Origin of the sequence: Streptomyces sp., from assembly GCF_031178505.1 — a bacterium.
GTDB lineage: Bacteria > Actinomycetota > Actinomycetes > Streptomycetales > Streptomycetaceae > Streptomyces > Streptomyces gulbargensis.
This window is the reverse complement of sequence record NZ_JAPSIW010000627.1, coordinates 1-4187: the sequence shown is the minus strand read 5'-3', so window position 1 is coordinate 4187 and position 4187 is coordinate 1. Positions and strand designations below refer to the sequence as shown.

4 protein-coding genes and 2 pseudogenes are annotated in these 4187 nt (G+C 74.6%); all 6 read left to right on the top strand.

Annotated elements, in window-relative coordinates; translation table 11 throughout:
- Positions 1-96 (top strand): annotated as a pseudogene (locus tag RIF68_RS36570) (shikimate kinase); the annotation flags it as partial.
- Entirely contained in the window at positions 93-1190 is a 1098-nt protein-coding gene (gene aroB, locus RIF68_RS29285) for a 3-dehydroquinate synthase (RefSeq protein ID WP_309054295.1), read from the top strand. The pseudogene RIF68_RS36570 and the gene aroB, both read left to right, overlap by 4 nt.
- Positions 1187-1639 carry a type II 3-dehydroquinate dehydratase gene (aroQ, locus tag RIF68_RS29280; protein WP_309054294.1) on the top strand — a complete coding sequence of 151 codons (453 nt, stop codon included), beginning with the start codon at positions 1187-1189 and terminating at the stop codon, positions 1637-1639. Before aroB ends, aroQ begins: the two co-directional genes overlap by 4 nt.
- A 251-nt stretch (positions 1640-1890) precedes the next feature.
- Positions 1891-2820 carry an AAA family ATPase gene (locus RIF68_RS29275; RefSeq protein WP_309054293.1) on the top strand — a complete coding sequence of 310 codons (930 nt, stop codon included), beginning with the start codon at positions 1891-1893 and terminating at the stop codon, positions 2818-2820.
- 110 nt (positions 2821-2930) lie between these two features.
- The gene (locus RIF68_RS29270; RefSeq protein ID WP_309054296.1) at positions 2931-4034 is read left to right on the top strand and encodes a M24 family metallopeptidase; all 1104 of its coding nucleotides are present in this window, start codon (positions 2931-2933) and stop codon (positions 4032-4034) included.
- Positions 4035-4082: 48 nt separating this feature from the next.
- A pseudogene (locus RIF68_RS29265) lies at positions 4083-4187 on the top strand (elongation factor P); the annotation flags it as partial.

The window sequence follows — 4187 nt, the reverse complement described above, 5'->3', positions numbered from 1 at the left end:
GAAGTCGCCCGGGTCGTCGTCGCCACCGACGAGCGGACCCCCGAGGAGGTCGCGGACGCGGTCCTCTCGGCACTGGAACTGAAGAAGGACGCATGACCACGGAGCAGGACGTCACCCGCATCCACGTCGCGGGCAGCGCGGGCACCGACCCGTACGAGGTGCTGGTCGGCCGGCAGCTGCTCGGCGAGCTCCCCACCCTCATCGGGGACCGGGCCAGGCGGGTCGCCGTGATCCACCCGGAGGCCCTGGCCGAGACCGGCGAGGCGCTCCGCCAGGACCTCGCCGACCAGGGGTACGAGGCCGTCGCCATCCAGGTGCCCAACGCCGAGGAGGCGAAGACCGCCGAGGTCGCCGCCTACTGCTGGAAGGCGCTCGGCCAGACCGGCTTCACCCGCACCGACGTCATCGTGGGCGTCGGCGGCGGCGCCACCACCGACCTGGCCGGCTTCGTCGCCGCGACCTGGCTGCGGGGCGTGCGCTGGGTCGCCGTACCGACGACGGTCCTCGGCATGGTCGACGCGGCGGTCGGCGGCAAGACCGGCATCAACACCGCCGAGGGCAAGAACCTCGTCGGCTCCTTCCACCCGCCGGCCGGTGTGCTGTGCGACCTGGCCGCCCTCGACTCGCTGCCGGTCCACGACTACGTCAGCGGGCTCGCCGAGATCATCAAGACCGGTTTCATCGCCGACCCGGTGATCCTCGACCTGATCGAGCGGGACCCGCAGGCCGCCCGGACCCCCGCGGGACCGCACACCGCGGAGCTGATCGTCCGCTCCATCAAGGTCAAGGCGGAGGTCGTCTCGGGCGACCTCAAGGAGTCCGGCCGCCGCGAGATCCTCAACTACGGCCACACCCTCGCCCACGCCATCGAGAAGAACGAGCGGTACAAGTGGCGCCACGGCGCCGCCGTCTCCGTGGGCATGGTCTTCGCCGCCGAGCTCGGCCGGCTCGCCGGACGCCTGGACGACGCCACAGCCGACCGGCACCGCAGCGTCCTGGAGTCCGTCGGCCTGCCGCTCACCTACCGCGGCGACCAGTGGCCCAAGCTCCTGGAGACCATGAAGGTGGACAAGAAGTCCCGCGGGGACCTGCTGCGCTTCATCGTGCTCGACGGGCTCGGCAAGCCGTCCGTCCTCGAAGGGCCCGACCCGGCCGTCCTCGTCGCGGCGTACGGCGAGGTGTCCGCGTGAGCGAGCCGGGACGCCGGCGCGTCCTCGTCCTGAACGGCCCGAACCTGGGCCGGCTCGGCTCCCGGGAGCCGGACATCTACGGAGCCACCTCCTACAAGGGGCTGGTCGAGTCCTGCCGGAACCTCGGCGCGGAGCTGGGCTTCGACGTGGAGGTCCGGGAGACGAACGACGAGGGCGAGATGATCCGCTGGCTCCACGAGGCGGCGGACGGCTCGATCCCGGTCGTCCTCAACCCGGGGGCGTTCACGCACTACTCGTACGGGATGCGCGACGCCGCCGCCCAGCGCACCGCGCCCCTGATCGAGGTCCACATCTCCAACCCGTACGCCCGCGAGGAGTTCCGCCACACCTCGGTCGTCGCGGCCGTGGCCACCGGCACCGTCGCGGGTTTCGGGGTCGGCTCCTACCGGCTCGCGCTGCGGGCCCTCGCCGAGGAACTGTCCGCCTGAGGGATTGAGGGGGCGGGTCCGGGCAAAGGGGTGGGGGGACGCGCACCCCGGAGCCCGCCGCGGACGGTGCGGCCGGGCGCGGGAGGGACCGTGTCCGGCACGGCGCTCGTGGGACGGGGCGCGGAGCCGGGCACTCCGGGCGGGACCCGCCCGTTCCCCTCGCGGGGGGCCGGGGCGGTAACGTTCCGCCGTCCCCGCGCAAACGCCGGGACACCGGAGAACAGCAGTCGTACGGGACGGAGTGCCACCGGATGCAGCACGCAGTGGGGGGCCCGCTGCCACCGCCCGAGCGGTCGGGCTGGGCCCCCGACCCCGTGAACGGACCCGGCGGGCCCCAGGGAGGCCGGCCTCCCGTCCCGCCGCCCCCTCCTTCCGCGCCCGCGCGGCCCGGCTCCCGCCTCGGCGTGCACCGCGCCGTCCAGGCCGGTGCCCCCGGGGCGCCTCACCCGGCCGCGCCGCCGGCGCCTCAGGGCGCGCCGGTCTGGGGCGCCCCCGGAGCCGTACCGCAGCCGCCGGCCGCGCCTCCCTCCGCGCCGCCGCACCGGGCCGAGCCCACCGGCCACGTCCCGCTGCCGCCCGTCGCGCCCCTCGCGCCGCCCGCCGAACCCGGCGGCGGTACCGGTACCGCGACCCTCGCCGTCCTGCTGATCGGCCCGGCGGGCGCGGGCAAGACGACCGTGGCCCGCCACTGGGCCCAGCGACGGCGGGTGCCGACCGCGCACATCAGCCTGGACGACGTCCGCGAATGGGTCTGCTCCGGATTCGCCGACCCGCAGTCCGGATGGAACGAGAACTCCGAGGCGCAGTACCGGCTCGCCCGCCGCACCTGCGGTTTCGCCGCCCGGAACTTCCTCGCCAACGGCATCTCCTGCATCCTCGACGACGCCGTCTTCCCCGACCGCCCCGTCGTCGGCCTCGGCGGCTGGAAGCGGCACGTCGGCCCCGGGCTGCTGCCCGTGGTCCTCCTGCCCGGCCTGGAGATCGTCCTGGAGCGCAACGCCGAGCGCAGCGGCAACCGGCGCCTCTCGGACGAGGAGGTCGCCGCCATCCACGGCCGGATGGCCGGCTGGTACGGGTCGGGCCTGCCGATCATCGACAACTCCACGTACGACGTGGAGACCACGGCCCGCGTCCTCGACGAGGTCCTCGCCCGCGCGATAGCGAGCCCGCCCGCCTGGTGACCGGCGTCCGCCCCCGGGGCGGGTCCGGGGCGGCCCCGCCCCCGCCCCGGTCGGCCGCGCTGAACAGGCCGGAGCGCGCCGGGGCTCGTAGGCTCGACAACATGTCAGAGGTGTATGCGGACCGCCGTGTACGGCTGCGCGACCGGAGCGCGGCCGCGGGCAGCCCGGCGGCCCTGGTCTCCCGCCCCGCCAACGTCCGCTATCTCACGGGCGCCGCGCCCCCCGGAGCCGTGCTCCTCGTCGGGCCGGAGCCCGGCACGGACGTCCTGCTCCGCCCCACCGCGCCCGGCGCGGAACCGGCGGACGGACGCCTCGACGAACACCTGCGCCAGCAGGTCCTCCCCGCCGGCGGCGGCGACCCGGCGGTCCTCGCCGTGGACCTCGCCCGCCGGGCCGGAGCCGACGCGCTCGCCGTCGAGGAGCACGACCTCACCGTCGCCCGTCACCGGGCGATGGGCTCCGTCACCCCGGGGCTGCCGCTGACCGACCTCGCCTGCGCCGTCGAACAGCTCAGGATCGTCAAGGACGAGGACGAGATCGCCTGCCTCAGGATCGCCGCCGAGATCGCCGACCAGGCCCTCGGTGAACTCCTCGAATCGATCCTGGTCGGCAGGACCGAGCGCCACCTCGCCCTGGAGCTGGAGCGGCGGCTGGTCGACCACGGCGCCGACGGGGCCGCCTTCCCCACCTCCGTCGCGGCGGGCCCGCACTCCGGACGCCGGGGCCACCGGCCCACCGACCGGCGCGTCGAGGAGGGCGACTTCCTCTCCGTCTGCCTCGGCGCCGACTACCGCGGCTACCGCTGCGAGATCGGCCGCACCTTCGTCATCGGGACCACCCCCGCGGACTGGCAGATCGAGCTCTACGAGCTCGTCTTCGCCGCTCAGCGGGCGGGCCGGGAGTCCCTCGCCCCCGGCGCCGGATACCGCGACGTGGACCGTGCCGCCCGGCAGATCCTGGACGCGGCGGGCCATGCCGAGACCGCCGTTCCCCTCACCGGGCACGGTGTGGGGCTCGAAATCGACGAGGACCCGCAATTGTCCCCGTCGGCCATGGGTAAACTGGACGCTTGTGTGCCGGTCACCGTCGAACCGGGGGTCCACCTCCCGGGCCGGGGCGGAGTCCGGATCGATGACACGCTCGTCGTGCGCCAGGAGGCGGACGGCGGACCCGAGCTACTCACCATCACGACCAAGGAGCTGCTCGCGCTGTAGGGCGCGTACTCCTCCGGGGTCCACGTCAGTCCAGGAGATTCCGCAACCGTGGCTTCCACGAACGACCTCAAGAACGGCATGGTGCTCAAGCTCGAAGGCGGCCAGCTCTGGTCCGTCGTCGAGTTCCAGCACGTCAAGCCCGGCAAGGGCCCG

Bases quoted from the DNA above. Each gene is read 5' to 3' on its own strand.
- RIF68_RS29275 (WP_309054293.1), top strand. From the start codon at position 1,891: ATGCAGCACGCAGTGGGGGGCCCGCTGCCACCGCCCGAGCGGTCGGGC.
- aroB (WP_309054295.1), top strand. From the start codon at position 93: ATGACCACGGAGCAGGACGTCACCCGCATCCACGTCGCGGGCAGCGCG.